The organism is Bacteroides sp. AM23-12 (genome assembly GCF_003434395.1).
Taxonomy (GTDB): domain Bacteria; phylum Bacteroidota; class Bacteroidia; order Bacteroidales; family Bacteroidaceae; genus Bacteroides; species Bacteroides thetaiotaomicron.
Window position 1 is genome coordinate 116,372 of sequence record NZ_QTLF01000007.1, and the last position, 17,607, is coordinate 133,978.

Here is a 17,607-nt window from a genome sequence, read left to right on the forward strand (position 1 = left end):
TGTTTATTTATTATAAATATATATCTTTGTCCCGAATTATAAACACGTAGATTTATGAAAAAGATTTTTGGTGCTTTAATGATTGCCGTATGTATCGGTATGGCGATGCCTGCCCAGGCACAATTACATTTTGGTGTAAAGGGTGGTTTAAACTTGTCTAAAGCAAGCTTTTCTGATGTGAAAGAAAACTTTAAAAAGGATAATTTTACAGGTTTCTTTATCGGTCCGATGGCGGAATTCAATATCCCGGTTGTGGGATTAGGAGTCGATGCGTCTTTGCTTTTTGCTCAAAGAGGTATAAAAATCTCTGATGGAGGTGAAGAAGCTACTGTCAAGCAGAATGGCTTGGATATTCCGGTCAATTTGAAATATAACATCGGCCTGGGAAGTCTGGTAGGTCTTTATGTGGCTGCCGGTCCTGATTTTTACTTTGATTTTGCCGGTAATAAGACAATAGACGGAGTAAGAACCGATAAAAAGAAAGCTGAAGTCGGTATCAATGTCGGCGCAGGTGTGAAGTTGCTGAATCATCTGCAAGTAGGAGCTAATTATAATATTCCGTTGGGCAAGACTGCCAGCTTTGAAGACATTGAAGGCTCATACAAAACCAAGACTTGGCAAGTATCCGTTGCTTATATATTCTAAGCTATCCGTTACTTTTTATCATAAAAAGAAAGAGCTTCCGATAGAGGAGGCTCTTTTTTTATTCTAAGGTATTTTGTTTAAGATACTGGTCTGTAAACTTGAATCTATTTTATTAAATTCCGGTGTACAGACTATTTTTCTTATCAGTGTTCCCTTCCCTCTTTTAAATCCCCATTTTTTTATTGTACTTTTGTGCTTGCAATGAAAAAGTATGTAGATGTCATATTACCATTACCGCTTCCGAAGTACTTTACCTATTCCCTGCCGGATGAATGTGCGGAAGAAGTTGAAATCGGATGCCGTGTGATAGTTCCTTTCGGACGGAAGAAGTTTTATACAGCTATCGTTCGTAATGTTCATTATTGTGCTCCGACGGAGTATGAGGTGAAGGATATATCTGCATTGCTGGATGCTTCTCCTATTTTATTGTCCACTCAATTTAAGTTTTGGGAGTGGCTGGCAGATTACTATCTCTGTACACAAGGAGACGTTTATAAAGCGGCACTTCCTTCCGGTTTGAAGTTGGAGAGTGAAACGATTGTAGAATATAATCCCGATTTTGAGGCAGATGCACCGTTGTCGGAAAGAGAGCAGCGTATTCTTGATTTGCTTTCAGTAGATTCTCAGCAATGTGTCACGAAACTGGAGAAGGAGAGTGGCATGAAAAATATCCTCACAGTCATCAAATCTCTGCTGGATAGAGAGGCCATCTTTGTGAAAGAGGAATTGCGCCGTACTTACAAGCCGAAAACAGAGGCGAGAGTACGATTAGCCGGTTCTGCTGATGAAAAGCGGCTTCATATCTTATTTGATATCCTGTCCCGTGCTCCGAAGCAGTTGGCGTTGTTGATGAAATATGTCGAGTGTTCGGGAATCCTTGGAAGAGAAACGCCGAAAGAAGTTTCGAAAAAGGAACTATTGCAACGTGCAGGGGTGTCTCCTTCTATTCTGAATGGCTTGGTGGAGAAAAAGATATTTGAGATTTACTTTCATGAAGTCGGCCGGCTGAATCAGGAGGTGAAGGAGGTCGTAAAGTTAAATGCCTTGAACGAGTTTCAGCAGCGGGCGCACGATGAGATCGTGCAATCCTTTCAGGAGAAAAATGTCTGCCTGCTTCATGGAGTCACATCCAGTGGAAAGACGGAAGTATACATTCATCTGATAGAAGAAACGATTCGTCAGGGGAAACAAGTATTGTATCTCTTGCCTGAAATAGCATTGACTACTCAAATCACAGAACGCCTGCAACGGGTATTCGGTTCTCGTTTGGGGATTTATCATTCCAAGTTTCCGGATGCCGAACGGGTAGAGATATGGCGGAAGCAACTGGGAGAAAAAGGATTTGATATCATCCTTGGAGTCCGTTCTTCCGTATTTCTTCCTTTCCGTGATCTGGGGCTGGTGATTGTAGACGAAGAGCATGAGAACACCTATAAGCAACAAGACCCTGCTCCCCGCTATCATGCACGGAATGCGGCTATCGTACTGGCTGCCATGTATGGAGCAAAAACGCTTCTCGGTACTGCTACCCCCTCCATAGAAACATGGCAGAACGCAAGGAATGGAAAATATGGATTTGTACAACTGAAAGAACGTTATAAAGAAATTCAGCTGCCGGAGATTATTCCGGTGGATATCAAAGAGCTGCATCGCAAGAGGCGGATGGTCGGACAGTTCTCGCCGTTGCTGATACAATATATGAAAGAAGCACTGGAACAGAAAGAACAAGTCATTCTTTTCCAGAACCGTCGCGGATTTGCACCGATGATAGAATGCCGTACTTGCGGCTGGGTGCCGAAATGTAAGAACTGCGATGTGAGTCTGACTTATCATAAAGGCATCAACCAACTGACCTGCCATTATTGCGGCTATACCTATCAACTGCCGAAGTCCTGTCCTGCCTGTGAAGGAACAGAACTGGTCAATCGCGGTTTTGGTACGGAAAAGATTGAAGATGATATCAAAGTCCTTTTTCCGGAAGCGGCTGTTGCCCGAATGGATTTGGACACTACCCGTACCCGAGCTGCCTACGAGAAGATTATTGCCGACTTTGAACAGGGAAAGACGGATATACTTATCGGTACGCAAATGGTTTCGAAAGGTCTGGACTTTGATCACGTAAGTATAGTGGGTATCTTAAATGCGGACACCATGCTTAATTATCCGGATTTCCGTTCTTACGAACGTGCTTTCCAACTGATGGCACAAGTAGCGGGACGAGCCGGACGTAAAAATAAACGCGGGCGGGTGGTATTGCAAACGAAAAGCATTGATCACCCCATTATCCATCAGGTTATCGGTAATAACTATGAAGAAATGGTAGACGGTCAGCTCGCCGAACGGCAAATGTTTCATTATCCCCCTTACTATCGGTTGGTGTATGTATATCTGAAAAACCATAATGAAGCTTTGCTGGACCAGATGGCTGCGGTCATGGCAGATAAACTAAGAACCGTGTTCGGAAACCGGGTATTGGGACCGGACAAACCTCCCGTTGCCCGTATCCAGACATTATTCATCAAAAAGATAGTGTTGAAGATCGAACAGAATGCCCCGATGGGACGTGCGCGGGAATTGCTACAACGTATCCAGAAAGAGATGCTGGAAGATGAGCGCTATAAATCCTTGATTGTCTATTATGATGTAGATCCGATGTAGCACTTGATACAGACCTAATATTTTCCTTATAATAACCTTTATAAATTAACTAACCATGAAACGACTTACGATTTATTGCTTAACATGTCTTATTGGTGTGAGTCCTCTTTTTGCCCAGCAAGGAGTGACGCAGTGTGGAACCCCTACGGGGCAACCGAAATTTCCAATTGAAACTTATCAGGAACTGCCCGATCCTTCTTCCCCCTCTGATAAAGACTGGGCAGCAGTTACCATCCCTCAGATTTCCTGGGGAACAATTGACACCCGCTATGCGAAGCATCGGCTTCCCCAGCTGAAAAAGCAGCAGCTTACCACTTTAAAAGGCTGGCGTGGCGAACGTGTAAACGCGCAGGCTGTTGTCTGGACCGGCACTGAGGTGAAAGATCTGAACTTCAGCTTTACCGATTTTAAAGATAAAAAAGGAAATAGTCTTTCGGATGAGGCGTTTAAAGCCGGTTTCATCCGTTATGTAATGACCGATGAACTGAATAAAGATGGCAGAGGCGCGTGCGGTCACCGTCAAGCAGTGGATTACGATTCGTTGTTGGTAGCCGACCCGATTGATACGAACTTGAAATCAATGTCTGTTCCGGCACGTACCGTTCAGCCTATCTGGGTGCAATGTTGGATTCCTCAATCGGCTACTCCCGGAACCTACAAGGGTGCTTTGCTGGTAAAAGACGGTTCCCGTCTGTTGCAGCAGCTTAATCTCGAAATCCTCGTTTCTTCCCGTGAACTTCCTGCACCGTCCGAATGGGCTTATCATCTGGATTTGTGGCAGAGCCCGTTTGCCGTAGCCCGTTATTATCAGGTTCCCTTGTGGAGCCAGGAGCATCTGGACGCTATGCGCCCGCTGATGAAAATGCTGGCAGATGCCGGTCAAAAGATTATCACAGCCACTTTGACACATAAACCCTGGAACGGTCAGACTGAAGATTATTTCGAGACGATGGTTACATGGATGAAACGTGCCGACGGCACTTGGGCTTTCGACTATACGGTTTTCGATCGGTGGGTAGAGTTTATGATGAGTGTCGGTATCGATCAGCAGATTAACTGTTACTCTATGGTTCCCTGGGAATTATCTTTCCAGTATTTTGATCAGGCAACAAATTCATTGAAGTTTGTAAAGACAGCACCGGGAGAACCTGCTTATGAAGAAATGTGGGTTGCGATGCTTACTTCTTTTTCCAAGCATCTGAGAGAAAAAGGATGGTTTGATATTTGTGCGATTGCGATGGATGAGCGTCCGATGGATGTAATGCAGAAAACGTTGAAAGTAATCCGTAAGGCAGATCCGGAGTTTAAAGTTTCACTGGCCGGTAATTATCATGCTGAGATAGAGCCGGACTTGTACGATTATTGCATTGTTATCGGACAGAACTTCCCGGAAGAAGTGCGTCTCCGCCGTGCGGCCGAGAATAAACGTACCACCTATTATACTTGTTGTACGGAAGCACATCCCAATACATTCACTTTTTCCGACCCTGCTGAGGCTGCATGGGTGAGTTTCTATTCTTCGAAGAAGCATCTGGACGGCTATCTGCGTTGGGCATACAATAGCTGGCCTTTGGAGCCGTTGCTCGATTCACGTTTCCGCACGTGGGCGGCAGGAGATACTTATCTCGTGTATCCGGGAGCCCGTAGCTGTATCCGTTTCGAACGTTTGATCGAAGGTATTCAGGCACATGAGAAAATAACGATTCTTCGTCAGGAATTTGAGAAGAAGGGAAATAAAGCCGGATTAAAGAAGATAGAGAAAATGCTGGCGCCGTTTAATTTGGGTAATATGCCGGAAATACCGGCAGCCGTTACCGTGAACCGGGCCAATCAGATACTTAATTCGTTTTGATAATAGAAACGAATGAAGCCTGTCAATTATTAAACGTAAATTATGAAAAAAATATTATTTGTCTGCCTCGGAAATATCTGCCGTAGCTCTACGGCGGAAGGAGTAATGCTTCACCTGATCAAAGAAGCCGGACTGGAAGAAGAATTTGTGATTGATTCCGCCGGAATCCTGTCTTATCATCAAGGCGAGTTGCCGGATAGCCGGATGCGTGCACACGCTGCCCGTCGTGGTTATCAACTGGTTCATCGCTCCCGTCCGGTGCGGACAGAGGACTTTTATAATTTTGATCTGATTATTGGCATGGACGACCGTAACATAGATGATCTGAAAGAAAAAGCTCCTTCTACGGAAGAGTGGAAAAAGATTCATCGCATGACGGAGTACTGTACCCGCATTCTCGCCGACCATGTCCCCGACCCCTACTATGGAGGGGCCGAAGGATTTGAATATGTGCTGGATGTACTCGAAGACGCTTGTGCCGGTCTGCTTACTTCTTTAACTCAGGATAACTGATCCGTGTGTGATAAGCGATTTTCAGCTTTTCTTTGAATACCGTCTTGATGGTCGCAATGTCCTTGAAAGTGATAGGGCACTCTTTGAAATAACCTTCAGCAACTTGGGAGTCAATGATCTTGTCGACCAAGTTGCTGATAGTTTCTTCCGTATATTCCGGCAGACTGCGTGACGCCGCTTCGACAGCATCCGCCATCATTAGAATAGCTGTCTCCTTTGAGAAAGGATTAGGACCCGGATAGGTGAACAGTTCTTCATTCGGTTCCTCGTCGGGGTGCTCGTTCTTCCATGAGATATAGAAGAACTTCGTTTTCCCCCGTCCATGATGGGTGCTGATAAAGTCTTTGATAACTTTCGGCAGATTATGCTTGTCCGCCAGTTTCAATCCGTCTGTCACATGACTGATCACGACCTGGGCACTTTGCTCATAATTCAGATTCTTATGAGGATTGACGCCTCCCGACTGATTCTCCGTAAAGAAAGCGGGATTCTCCATCTTGCCGATATCATGATATAAAGCTCCGGTACGTACTAATTGACTTTTCGCTCCAATACGGATCGCTGCTTCTGCCGCCAGATTGGCTACCTGCATAGAGTGCTGGAAAGTTCCGGGCACTGTTTCGGACATCTGTCGGAGAAGATCACTGTTGATATTGGAAAGTTCGACCAAAGTCACATTAGAGGTAAAGCCGAACGTCTTTTCCAGCAGAAACAGCAACGGATATGTAAACAGCAGCAGAATACCATTAATAAAGAAATAGGTATACATCCGTGCATTCAATTTAGAGAAGTCATTGGCAAGTCCATTCTCGGTCATTAGCTCGAATGCGAAGTAAATAGCCGCATAAGTCAGTATCACCAATAAGGCCGTGCGGAAGAGCTGTGACCTCTGCGAAAGTTCCCTTAAACTGAAAATGGCAACTAATCCGGCAGCCAACTGCGTCAGAATGAACTCATGCGGAAAACGCAGGGATATAGAGCAGATTAATATCGTAATGACATGCGTCAGGAAGGCAGTTCGTGAATCGAGGAAAACCCGTATGATGATGGGCAGCATCGCATACGGAATCATATATACATTAAATATATTATGTGATACCATGAAAGCTGTTACCACACTATAAAATACAATCAGTGTAAACAGTAACGACAGGCTGCCTTTGCGCTCATAATAATCTTTTCGGAACAGGTCGAGATAGAGCATAAAGCAAAGCATCAGCATACCGACAAACAAAATCTGCCCGCCAAGAATCAAGCGGCTCTGATCAATGGATTCACTTCGCTTGATGGACTCTTTGCGTAATGATTCCAGAATATTGTACGTTTCCGGGCTGATGATTTCTCCACGGTCTATAATTTTCTGTCCGCTGACGACTAATCCGTTGGCCCAGGAATAGTTGTTCAGCATTTCCTCTTTGGCGGTCTGTGTCCGTTGTTGGTCGAATGTGAGATTGGGAGTGATGTATTCGTTTAATGAACATTGTCTCAGAATCTCACGGTTGAAGTGGGTCGTATCTGCGGATAGCAAGTACTCATAAGCTTTTTTGACCGTATATATATGATCGGTAGGCTTGGAGTTGGCGAGTTTATCGTCGATGATCATGATTGCCGAAGTACTGTCCTTGTGGAGTTCTTGTATGTTTTCTGTCGAAACGATGCCCTCTCCGTATATTTCTTTTAATGTCCGTTCGATGTATCGCAGATAATCTACGGAAGGAAGTATACCTTTCAGGTGAGTATGGTAATTCTCTTTCAGCTTGGCGATTGCGTCTTTCTCTACTTGTTTGTCAAGCAGATAATAAGGTTGGAAGGAAGCCAGCAGACTATCCTGTTCCCGGTTCACCACTGCGTCGTCTTTATAGATCGGAAAGTCAAAAGTGGCTATCAACTGCCCGTACTTCCAGGGCTTGTTTATGTCAAACTGATAGTTGAATTTTCCGTCACGTGGCAGGAAATAGACAATCAGTGTCACTGTCGCTACAAACAGCAATGATTTATATAATATATCTCTTCTTGAGAACCTCTTTTTCTTCTTCATATGTTCCATACGCATTGAAATTTTTGCGAAAAGTACAAAAAAAAACAATAGTGTGGAAAAAAAGGTTTAATTTTGCCACGATTTACCTATACTAACCCAAATTATGGCAGAAAGAAAAGTAAGAGTTCGTTTTGCTCCGAGTCCTACGGGAGCATTGCACATCGGTGGTGTGCGTACAGCTTTGTATAATTATCTATTTGCGCGTCAACACGGCGGAGACCTCATTTTCCGTATTGAAGATACTGACTCCAACCGGTTCGTGCCGGGAGCGGAAGAGTATATACTTGAGTCATTCAAGTGGTTGGGTATCCACTTTGACGAAGGAGTGAGCTTCGGTGGAGAACACGGCCCGTACCGTCAGTCCGAACGTCGCGAAATCTATAAGAAATACGTGCAGATTTTGTTGGATAATGACAAGGCATACATCGCTTTTGATACTCCTGAGGAACTGGATGCTAAGCGTGCGGAAATTGCTAACTTCCAATATGATGCATCTACCCGCAGGATGATGCGCAATTCTCTGACAATGTCGAAAGAAGAAGTGGATGCATTGATTGCTGAAGGAAAGCAATATGTGGTCCGCTTTAAGATTGAGCCGAACGAGGATGTTCACGTGAATGACTTGATTCGTGGCGAAGTCGTTATTAATTCATCTATTCTGGATGACAAGGTGCTCTATAAATCGGCTGACGAACTGCCTACTTATCATCTCGCGAACATTGTGGATGACCATTTGATGGAAGTGTCTCACGTAATCCGTGGCGAAGAATGGTTGCCTTCGGCACCGCTGCACGTACTGTTGTACCGTGCATTCGGCTGGGAAGACACGATGCCGGAATTTGCCCACCTGCCTTTGCTGCTGAAGCCGGAAGGAAACGGTAAACTAAGTAAGCGTGACGGTGACCGTTTGGGATTCCCTGTATTCCCGTTGGAATGGCGTCCGGAATCGGGGGAAGTGTCTTCCGGATATCGTGAATCGGGTTATTTGCCCGAAGCGGTGATTAACTTCCTGGCTTTGTTGGGATGGAATCCGGGCAACGATCAGGAAGTGATGTCTATGGACGAGATGATAAAACTGTTCGACATTCATCGTTGCAGCAAGTCCGGAGCTAAGTTCGATTATAAAAAAGGTATTTGGTTCAATCATCAGTATATCCAGCTTAAACCGAATGAAGAAATTGCCGAACTGTTTTTGCCTGTGCTGAAAGAGCATGGGGTAGAGGCTCCTTTCGAGAAGGTCGTTACGGTAGTCGGCATGATGAAAGACCGTGTAAGTTTTATCAAGGAACTGTGGGATGTATGTAGTTTCTTCTTTGTGGCTCCTGCTGAATATGACGAAAAGACAGTGAAGAAACGCTGGAAAGAAGACTCGGCAAAATGTATGACTGAGTTGGCGGAAGTAATTGCCGGCATCGAGGATTTCAGCATTGAAGGCCAGGAGAGGGTAGTGATGGACTGGATTGCTGAAAAAGGTTACCATACAGGTAATATAATGAATGCCTTCCGTCTGACACTGGTGGGCGAAGGTAAAGGTCCGCATATGTTCGATATTTCCTGGGTATTGGGCAAGGAAGAGACATTGGCTCGTATGAAGCGTGCCGTAGAGGTACTTAAATAATTAGGATTTGTAAATTATGCTTTACAATCTGGCAATAGTTGTTTATGACCTTTTGGTTCATTTTGCTGCTCCGTTCAGCCGTAAGCCCCGAAAAATGATGAAAGGGCATTGGGTGGTGTATGAACTTCTACGACAGCAAGTGGAGAAAGGGGAGCAGTATATTTGGTTTCACGCTGCTTCGCTTGGTGAGTTTGAACAAGGGCGTCCATTAATAGAAATGATCAGGGAAAAATATCCCGATTATAAGATATTGCTCACATTTTTCTCTCCGTCCGGTTACGAAGTGCGCAAGCATTACCGGGGAGCGGACATTGTCTGCTATCTGCCGTTTGATAAACCGCGGAATGTGAAGAAGTTCCTGGATATTGCAACCCCGTGCATGGCATTCTTTATCAAGTACGAATTTTGGAAGAATTACCTGGATGAGCTTCATAAGCGTCGCATCCCGGTGTATAGTGTTTCTTCCATTTTCCGTCGCGATCAGATATTCTTTAAATGGTATGGTGGGACTTATCGCAATGTGCTGAAGGATTTCGATCATTTGTTTGTGCAAAATGAGGCTTCCAAACGCTATTTGTCGAAGATTGGCATTAGTCGTGTGACAGTGGTGGGAGATACCCGTTTCGACCGTGTGTTGCAGATTCGGGAAGAGGCCAAAGACCTTCCGTTGGTGAAAATGTTTAAAGGAGACAATGCCTTTACGTTTGTAGCCGGCAGTTCTTGGGGACCGGATGAAGATTTATTCCTGGAGTACTTCAATACCCATCCGGAAATGAAGTTGATCATCGCTCCGCATGTGATTGATGAAAATCATCTGGTGGAGATTATCAGTAAACTGAAACGTCCTTATGTACGCTATACTCGTGCTGACGAAAAGAATGTACTGAAAGTTGATTGCTTGATTATCGATTGCTTCGGACTGTTATCTTCTATTTACCGCTATGGAGAAGTGGCTTATATCGGAGGTGGTTTTGGCGTCGGTATTCATAATACACTGGAAGCTGCTGTATATGGCATTCCTGTTATCTTCGGACCGAAATATCAGAAGTTTATGGAAGCAATCCGGTTGCTCGAAGCTAAAGGCGCATACTCTATTAAAGACTATAACGAGTTGAAAACCTTGTTGGACCGTTTCCGGACAGATGACGCTTTCATGCGTGAGACCGGCGCGAATGCCGGTTATTATGTGACCAGTAATGCCGGAGCTACGGAGAAGATTATGCACATGATTAACTTTTAGAGATGGATAAAGTTGCTTCAAGTCTTCAGAATAAATAATTTGAAATAGATAAATGGAGCGGCTTCATTAATGAACTGAAGTTTGATATAAAGAATATAGATCCCCTTATTTTAGAACTCCTGTTGTGGACGAAGCTAAAATAAGGGATCTTTTTATGAATCTATTTTTTCTTTATTTATACCATTGGGAATACATCAGGTAATTGTGAGCGATTTTTTGGTTTAGTTCCTTTGCCTGTTCCGGGTCTACCTTCTTGATAAATTTAGCCGGTACCCCTCCCCAGATACTTCCGGGTTCGATCACTGTATTGCTCAAGACCAAAGAACCGGCGGCAACGATGGCCCCTTCGCCTATTACGGCATGATCCAGTATAGTAGATCCCATCCCGATAAGTGCATAATCTTTGACGGTTGCTCCGTGAATCGTCACATTATGTCCTACGGAAACATGATCACCAATTTCGATGGTTGACTTCTCGTATAAAGTATGTAGCACGCTTCCATCCTGAATATTGACTCCATTACCTATCCGTATGGAATTAACGTCACCGCGCAATACTGTACAAAACCAGATGCTACAGTCATTTCCTATTTTTACATCTCCTATGATGGTTGCATTATCTGCGAGAAAACAGTTCTCTCCAATTTCGGGGGTAAAGCCCCGCACTGATTTGATTAAAGCCATAAATTATATTGTTTCTAATGATGTTTTTTATTGAATATGATTGGGGATTGTTCGACACCCGGGTCTCGTGATGTCTGACACCCGGATCTCAGACTGCCTGACACCCGGGTGTTAAGCAGCCTGACACCCGGGTGTCAGACAAAAGCTGTTTTAAATAGCTTTTGTTGCTTCTAGCAGCCATTTCTTTTCTTCTTCGTTCAGACTTGGAGAAAGTTTTTTGTAAACGGTTTGATGGTAGTCATTGAACCACTTGACTTCTTCTGCTGTCAGCATTTCTTTGATGATGCCTTTTTTGCAAATCGGGCATAGGGTGATCGTCTCAAATTTGAAATATTCTCCGAACATGCCTTCCTTATCTTTGCAGACCAATGTCAGATTCTCGGTGCGTATCCCGTGGCTGCCTGCCTTATAAACACCAGGTTCATTGGATGTAACCATACCGGGTTGCAGCACAATGGGATTTTCGTTCATACGGATACTTTGCGGACCTTCGTGTACGCTCAGAAAATGTCCTACGCCATGTCCGGTACCATGAAGGAAGTTCATGCCATGACTCCAGATAGGCATACGGGCCAATACATCGAGTTGGGCGCCGCGTGTTCCGGCTGGGAATTTAGCCATTGCCAATGCAATATGGCCTTTTAATATTAAGGTATAGTCTGTTTTTTCTTCCTCCGTCAGTTCGCCTAATGCAATGGTACGGGTGATGTCAGTTGTTCCATCCAGATACTGCGCTCCCGAATCTAACAGCAAGAAACCTTTAGACTGAAGCGTGACATCACTCTCCTCCGTTGCGGAATAGTGTACGATTGCTCCATGCTCTTTATATCCGGCGATTGTGTCAAAACTTTCTCCCATATACAAAGGTTGGGCTGCTCTGAACTCATGCAGCTTCCGGTCTACGCTCAGTTCGGTCTCTTTGCCCGAAAGCACTGATGCTTCCAGCCATTTGAGAAACTTGACAAGCGCCACGCCATCCCGCTGCATTGCGTGATGGATGCCGGCAATCTCCTGCTCATTGCGAATGGCTTTCAGTAATGTCACAGGAGATTCTCCACGAACGACCTTGCATGCAGGATTGATAGCCGAATAAATCGCATAGTTCGTTTTCTTTGGGTCGATAAGTATGTTTTCTCCTGCAAAAGAATTCAGGAAAGATTCAGCTTCGTCATATTTTCTCAGGCTGACTTGCTGCTCTTGCAAGTATTCATTTACCTCTTGGGTAATTTTTTCCGGCGAAATGAAGTAGACTACTTCATCTTGAGTAACCAATAGATAACTTACTATAACCGGATTGCAATGCACATCACTTCCTCTCAGATTGAGAGTCCATGCTATTTCGTCCAGACTGGATAAAAATAAAGCAAAGATGCCTTTCTCTTTCAGCTCGGTACGAATGGCGGCAACTTTTTCTCCACAACTTTTTCCTGCATATTTAACATCGTAGATAAAAGCCGGAGCATCAGGCATGGATGGACGGTCCTTCCAAATGTTTTTCAGAGGATCGCCAAACAGATTGACCTGTAACTGATAGGGGGCAAGATCTTCTTTCATTTGTTCCACCTGTTGCACGGAAAACATTTTCCCATCAATACTCACAGATTCTCCCGGCTTTAGATTCTGACAGAGGAACTTTGTGATACTAGGAGTTTCCGGCAGCATCTCTTTATATAATGTAATGCCGCTGCCTTCCAGTTCCTTTTCCGCTTGCAGGAAATAACGGGAATCTGTCCATAGTCCGGCTTTATCCATTAAGATGACGGCTGTTCCGGCGGAACCCGTGAAACCGGAAATCCATTCACGGGACATCCAATAAGGAGCTACATACTCACTCAGGTGAGGATCGGTGCTGGGAATGATGAACGCTTTGATATTGTTAGGGCGGAATGTCATCCGTAGTGCGTGTATACGCTCTTTTATGCTCTGCTTCATACCTTATTATGTTATTTATAGACATATTTATGAGTCTCAAAGGTACTAACTTTTCGCGGTTAATGATTTGTTTATGAATAGTTTTTGAGAAATATTTGCCGAAAGTTTTGTGAATAAAGAAAGTATGTGTAATTTTGCGGCGCAATTTGACTGCGGAAATTTTTAACCAATAACATATTAATAATAACAAAATGATTGTAGTACCTGTAAAAGAAGGCGAAAACATTGAAAAAGCGCTGAAGAAGTTTAAAAGAAAATTTGAGAAAACTGGCATCGTGAAAGAATTAAGAAGCAGACAGCAATTTGATAAACCGTCTGTAACTAAAAGACTTAAGAAAGAGCGTGCAGTTTATGTACAACAACTTCAGCAAGTAGAAGATTAATAATTCGTAATTTCCTTTGAATTATTGAATTCTTTTCATACATTCGTTGCACGATTTTAGATGTAGCGATATTATGTTAATTAAATCTTTTCTTGATTACCTCCGGTATGAGCGGAATTATTCCGAAAAAACCGTTCTGGCGTATGGCGAGGATATAAAGCAACTACAGGAGTTTGCTCAGGAAGAGTACGGAAAGTTTGATCCGTTGGAAGTGGAAGGTGAACTGATTCGTGAATGGATTGTTTCATTAATGGACAGGGGATATACTTCAACTTCTGTAAATCGAAAGCTAAGTTCGCTCCGGTCGTTCTATAAGTATCTTTTAAGGCAAGGAGAGGTGACCGTAGATCCGTTACGAAAAATAACAGGACCTAAGAATAAGAAACCGTTACCTGTCTTTCTGAAAGAGAGCGAAATGGATAAGTTGCTGGATGATACGGATTTTGGCGAAGGATTTAAAGGTTGTCGTGATCGGTTGATTATTGAAATGTTTTATGCTACAGGCATGAGACTATCGGAATTGATAGGTCTGGATGATAAGGATGTGGATTTTTCTGCTTCTCTTTTGAAAGTAACCGGGAAAAGAAACAAGCAACGGCTAATACCGTTCGGTGATGAACTGAAAGAGTTGATGCTTGAATATATTAATGTAAGAAACGAAGCGATTCCGGAAAGGTCGAAGGCTTTCTTTATTAAAGAGGATGGCGGACGGCTTTATAAGAATCTAGTCTATAATTTAGTGAAACGGAACCTGTCAAAGGTGGCGACGTTGAAAAAAAGAAGTCCTCACGTGCTGAGGCATACTTTTGCTACCACAATGCTGAATAATGATGCAGAATTGGGTGCGGTAAAAGAACTTTTGGGTCACGAGAGTATTGCAACTACCGAGATTTATGCGCATGCCACATTTGAAGAACTTAAAAAAGTGTATAAACAAGCTCATCCAAGAGCTTAAAAAAAGGAGGTAAGTATGGATATTAGAATTCAATCAATTCACTTTGATGCGTCAGAGCAATTGCAGGCATTTATTCAGAAGAAAGTGTCTAAGTTGGAAAAATATTACGAAGATATAAAGAAAGTAGAGGTGTCATTAAAGGTAGTTAAGCCGGAAGCTGCTGAAAATAAAGAGGCAGGCATAAAGATTCTTATTCCTAATGGTGAGTTTTATGCAAGTAAAGTGTGCGATACATTCGAGGAAGCAGTTGATTTGGATGTGGAAGCACTTGAAAAACAACTGGTGAAATACAAGGAAAAACAGCGTAGCAAATAAAAAAATCGCAAATATTTTGCGGGAAAGAAATAAATAACTAAATTTGCAGCCGTTTCGCTCGCGTTAGAACGTGACGGTTGCATTTTTTAGCTAGAATGCCTCTTTAGCTCAGTTGGCCAGAGCACGTGATTTGTAATCTCGGGGTCGTTGGTTCGAATCCGACAAGAGGCTCCAAGGATGAATGAGAATCATCCGATTTTAGCGAAAGGGATGACGGCAGTCAATTCGGTTCGCATGGCGGGGAAGAATTAGAAGAAGAACTGAGAATAAAACATCTATGTTCAGAGTATTGTTCGCTATTTGATTTTAATTCTTTGTTTGAAATATTAAGGGCAAATACCAGAGTGGCCAAATGGGGCAGACTGTAAATCTGCTGTCTTTCGACTTCGGTGGTTCGAATCCATCTTTGCCCACAATCAGAGTGACAACTTTGGCAAGAATGCGGAAGTAGCTCAGTTGATAGAGCATTAGCCTTCCAAGCTGAGGGTCGCGGGTTTGAGCCCCGTCTTCCGCTCTTTTTTTCTTGCTGTTATAGCTCAGCGGTAGAGCACTTCCTTGGTAAGGAAGAGGTCCCGGGTTCAAGTCCCGGTAACAGCTCATAAAGATGTAAATGCTGATTATTAATCAAATAAATAACAAGTAAAGCTATGGCTAAAGAGAAATTTGAACGTACCAAACCGCACGTAAACATTGGTACAATCGGTCACGTAGACCACGGTAAGACAACGTTGACAGCTGCTATCACTACTGTGTTGGCAAAAAAAGGTCTTTCTGAATTGCGTTCTTTCGATTCTATCGACAACGCTCCTGAAGAAAAAGAAAGAGGTATTACTATCAATACTTCACACGTTGAGTACGAAACAGCTAACCGTCACTACGCACACGTTGACTGTCCGGGACACGCCGACTACGTAAAGAACATGGTAACTGGTGCTGCTCAGATGGACGGTGCTATCATCGTTTGTGCTGCAACTGATGGTCCGATGCCTCAGACTCGCGAACATATCCTGTTGGCTCGTCAGGTAAACGTACCTCGTCTGGTTGTATTCTTGAACAAGTGCGATATGGTAGACGACGAAGAAATGTTGGAACTCGTTGAAATGGAAATGAGAGAACTTCTTTCATTCTATGATTTCGATGGTGACAATACTCCTATCATCCAGGGTTCTGCTCTTGGCGCATTGAACGGTGTTGAAAAATGGGAAGACAAAGTTATGGAACTGATGGATGCAGTTGATAACTGGATTCCACTTCCTCCGCGCGATGTTGATAAACCATTCTTGATGCCGGTTGAAGACGTGTTCTCTATCACAGGTCGTGGTACTGTAGCAACAGGTCGTATCGAATCTGGTATCATCCACGTAGGTGATGAAGTTGAAATCCTTGGTTTAGGTGAAGATAAGAAATCAGTTGTAACTGGTGTTGAAATGTTCCGTAAACTGTTGGATCAGGGTGAAGCTGGTGACAACGTAGGCTTGTTGCTCCGTGGTGTTGACAAGAACGAAATCAAACGTGGTATGGTTCTTTGTAAACCGGGTCAGATTAAACCGCACTCTCGCTTCAAAGCTGAGGTTTATATCCTGAAGAAAGAAGAAGGTGGTCGTCACACTCCGTTCCACAACAAATACCGTCCTCAGTTCTACTTGCGTACTATGGACTGTACAGGTGAAATCACTTTGCCGGAAGGAACAGAAATGGTAATGCCGGGTGATAACGTAACTATCACTGTAGAGTTGATCTACCCAGTAGCATTGAACCCAGGTCTTCGTTTCGCTATCCGCGAAGGTGGACGTACAGTAGGTGCTGGTCAGATTACTGAAATTATCGACTAATACACAATAATTAATCAGTTCCCGGTTTTACTATCGGGAACTGATTATGTACAAACGGGAGTAGCTCAGTTGGTAGAGCACCGGTCTCCAAAACCGGGTGTCGGGAGTTCGAGCCTCTCCTCCCGTGCTAATATTATTGAAATGAAAAAGGTAATAGCTTATATTAAAGAATCTTACGACGAACTTGTTCATAAAGTATCGTGGCCTACGTATTCCGAACTTGCTAACAGTGCAGTAGTTGTTTTATATGCTTCCCTGCTTATTGCATTGGTAGTATGGGGTATGGATGTCTGTTTCCAGAACTTCATGGAAAAAATTGTTTATCCACATTAAAAAATTAGGAATTGAAAATGGCTGAGATTGAAAAGAAATGGTACGTTCTGCGTGCTATTAGCGGAAAAGAAGCTAAGGTAAAGGAATATCTTGAAGCTGACCTTAAAAACAGCGACCTTGGTGAATATGTATCTCAGGTATTGATTCCAACTGAAAAAGTGTATCAGGTTCGCAATGGTAAAAAAATTGTGAAAGAGAGAAGTTATCTCCCTGGTTACGTTTTGGTGGAGGCTGCTTTGGTTGGTGAGGTCGCTCATCATCTGCGCAATACTCCGAATGTGATAGGCTTTTTAGGCGGCTCCGAGAAACCGGTGCCTCTCAGACAATCAGAAGTGAATCGTATACTTGGTACAGTAGACGAACTACAGGAAACGGGTGAAGAACTCAATATTCCGTATGTAGTGGGTGAGACTGTGAAAGTTACTTTTGGTCCTTTCAGCGGATTCAGTGGTATCATTGAAGAAGTGAATAGTGAAAAGAAGAAACTAAAGGTCATGGTGAAGATATTCGGGCGCAAAACGCCGCTTGAATTAGGCTTTATGCAAGTGGAAAAAGAATAACGCGGAATTGTTACGCTGTTGTTGTTCTTCGTTTAATGTTTATATATAA

At 43.5% G+C, this 17,607-nt stretch carries 15 protein-coding genes and 5 tRNA genes; 17 read left to right on the plus strand and 3 right to left on the minus strand.

Features of this window, described 5'->3' with window-relative positions:
• Positions 1-54 precede the first annotated feature (54 nt).
• The 4 genes from DW640_RS09385 (at position 55) to DW640_RS09400 (ending at position 5,668) form a co-directional block, all read left to right on the plus strand.
• Positions 55-645 carry a porin family protein gene (locus DW640_RS09385; protein WP_048697198.1) on the plus strand — a complete coding sequence of 197 codons (591 nt, stop codon included), beginning with the start codon at positions 55-57 and terminating at the stop codon, positions 643-645.
• A 201-nt stretch (positions 646-846) separates the two neighbouring features.
• Positions 847-3,303 (plus strand): primosomal protein N', encoded by a 2,457-nt coding sequence (priA, locus tag DW640_RS09390; RefSeq protein ID WP_054958730.1) that lies wholly within the window; start codon positions 847-849, stop codon positions 3,301-3,303.
• 55 nt (positions 3,304-3,358) lie between these two features.
• Positions 3,359-5,155 (plus strand): DUF4091 domain-containing protein, encoded by a 1,797-nt coding sequence (locus DW640_RS09395; RefSeq protein WP_008762017.1) that lies wholly within the window; start codon positions 3,359-3,361, stop codon positions 5,153-5,155.
• A gap of 42 nt (positions 5,156-5,197) precedes the next feature.
• A complete protein-coding gene (locus tag DW640_RS09400; protein WP_008762018.1) occupies positions 5,198-5,668 on the plus strand; it encodes a low molecular weight protein-tyrosine-phosphatase in 471 nt (156 codons plus the stop codon).
• Here DW640_RS09400 and DW640_RS09405 read toward each other — a convergent pair.
• A complete protein-coding gene (locus DW640_RS09405) occupies positions 5,643-7,715 on the minus strand; it encodes an HD family phosphohydrolase (protein ID WP_008762019.1) in 2,073 nt (690 codons plus the stop codon). The two genes, DW640_RS09400 and DW640_RS09405, sit on opposite strands and share 26 nt — an antisense overlap.
• Positions 7,716-7,809: 94 nt before the next feature.
• Between DW640_RS09405 and gltX the strand changes: the two genes are divergently transcribed.
• Both gltX and DW640_RS09415 read left to right on the plus strand, forming a co-directional pair.
• Positions 7,810-9,324 (plus strand): glutamate--tRNA ligase, encoded by a 1,515-nt coding sequence (gene gltX, locus DW640_RS09410; RefSeq protein ID WP_016268837.1) that lies wholly within the window; start codon positions 7,810-7,812, stop codon positions 9,322-9,324.
• 16 nt (positions 9,325-9,340) lie between these two features.
• Positions 9,341-10,564: a 3-deoxy-D-manno-octulosonic acid transferase gene (locus DW640_RS09415; protein WP_054958953.1), complete on the plus strand. Its 1,224-nt coding sequence runs from the start codon at positions 9,341-9,343 to the stop codon at positions 10,562-10,564.
• A gap of 171 nt (positions 10,565-10,735) precedes the next feature.
• Here the strand turns inward: DW640_RS09415 and DW640_RS09420 are convergent, their stop codons facing one another.
• Positions 10,736-11,248: a gamma carbonic anhydrase family protein gene (locus DW640_RS09420; protein ID WP_008762022.1), complete on the minus strand. Its 513-nt coding sequence runs from the start codon at positions 11,246-11,248 to the stop codon at positions 10,736-10,738.
• A gap of 150 nt (positions 11,249-11,398) precedes the next feature.
• Positions 11,399-13,180 carry an aminopeptidase P family protein gene (locus tag DW640_RS09425; protein WP_117577956.1) on the minus strand — a complete coding sequence of 594 codons (1,782 nt, stop codon included), beginning with the start codon at positions 13,178-13,180 and terminating at the stop codon, positions 11,399-11,401.
• A 191-nt stretch (positions 13,181-13,371) separates the two neighbouring features.
• On the opposite strand from DW640_RS09425, the gene rpsU reads away from it, so the two are divergent.
• The 11 genes from rpsU to nusG all read left to right on the plus strand — a co-directional run bounded on the left by rpsU (position 13,372) and on the right by nusG (position 17,558).
• Positions 13,372-13,563 carry a 30S ribosomal protein S21 gene (gene rpsU / locus DW640_RS09435; RefSeq protein WP_002558090.1) on the plus strand — a complete coding sequence of 64 codons (192 nt, stop codon included), beginning with the start codon at positions 13,372-13,374 and terminating at the stop codon, positions 13,561-13,563.
• 73 nt (positions 13,564-13,636) lie between these two features.
• Positions 13,637-14,518: a tyrosine recombinase XerC gene (gene xerC, locus DW640_RS09440; protein ID WP_016268834.1), complete on the plus strand. Its 882-nt coding sequence runs from the start codon at positions 13,637-13,639 to the stop codon at positions 14,516-14,518.
• 15 nt (positions 14,519-14,533) lie between these two features.
• Positions 14,534-14,833: a ribosome hibernation-promoting factor, HPF/YfiA family gene (gene hpf / locus DW640_RS09445; protein WP_008762025.1), complete on the plus strand. Its 300-nt coding sequence runs from the start codon at positions 14,534-14,536 to the stop codon at positions 14,831-14,833.
• A gap of 97 nt (positions 14,834-14,930) precedes the next feature.
• Positions 14,931-15,007 (plus strand) — tRNA-Thr (locus DW640_RS09450).
• Between the two features lie 156 nt (positions 15,008-15,163).
• Positions 15,164-15,246, plus strand: a tRNA-Tyr gene (locus tag DW640_RS09455).
• Between the two features lie 28 nt (positions 15,247-15,274).
• A tRNA-Gly gene (locus tag DW640_RS09460) sits at positions 15,275-15,347 on the plus strand.
• An 11-nt stretch (positions 15,348-15,358) separates the two neighbouring features.
• A tRNA-Thr gene (locus tag DW640_RS09465) sits at positions 15,359-15,430 on the plus strand.
• Positions 15,431-15,480: 50 nt separating this feature from the next.
• A complete protein-coding gene (gene tuf / locus DW640_RS09470) occupies positions 15,481-16,665 on the plus strand; it encodes an elongation factor Tu (RefSeq protein WP_008762026.1) in 1,185 nt (394 codons plus the stop codon).
• A 54-nt stretch (positions 16,666-16,719) separates the two neighbouring features.
• Positions 16,720-16,792, plus strand: a tRNA-Trp gene (locus DW640_RS09475).
• Positions 16,793-16,806: 14 nt separating this feature from the next.
• Positions 16,807-16,998: a preprotein translocase subunit SecE gene (secE, locus tag DW640_RS09480; RefSeq protein ID WP_004296363.1), complete on the plus strand. Its 192-nt coding sequence runs from the start codon at positions 16,807-16,809 to the stop codon at positions 16,996-16,998.
• A gap of 17 nt (positions 16,999-17,015) precedes the next feature.
• On the plus strand, positions 17,016-17,558 hold the full coding sequence (gene nusG, locus DW640_RS09485) for a transcription termination/antitermination protein NusG (RefSeq protein WP_004296362.1): 543 nt from the start codon (positions 17,016-17,018) through the stop codon (positions 17,556-17,558).
• Positions 17,559-17,607: the final 49 nt, after the last annotated feature.